This is a genomic window from Nostoc sp. 2RC, from assembly GCF_014222165.1.
Lineage (GTDB): Bacteria > Cyanobacteriota > Cyanobacteriia > Cyanobacteriales > Nostocaceae > Nostoc > Nostoc linckia.
Window position 1 is genome coordinate 1 of the sequence record NZ_JACKZU010000816.1, and the last position, 340, is coordinate 340.

1 pseudogene is annotated in these 340 nt (G+C 26.2%); it reads right to left on the bottom strand.

The features are described 5' to 3' along the window. Nucleotides 1-267: pseudogene (locus GNE10_RS35625) on the bottom strand (hypothetical protein); the annotation flags it as partial. Between the last annotated feature and the right edge of the window lie 73 nt (nucleotides 268-340).

Consider the following 340-nt stretch of genomic DNA (forward strand, 5'->3'; position numbering starts at 1 on the left):
AATTATATTAACCAACGGATTCTTTGAGTGTACAAAGAAGGGATGTAGCCAATGTAAATGTATGATATCTGCTTTTTGTGGTAAAAACACCGTAGATAAAAACAATGTTCTGGAAGAAGAAGTGTCAGGAAATACCAACTCAATATCTAGTTTTTTTAGATGAAGTTTCAATTGTTTGATATAAGGATTGTCATCAATGACTTTAGGTAGAAAAATAGATTTAATTTGCTTTTTTGTTAATTTTTTTTTACTGGATGTTGTTATCATATTGATTTGTTATCAAATTTTATAGGATTACCATAACTCATAAAACAAAACTTGTATTTGTTTTATTAAAAAT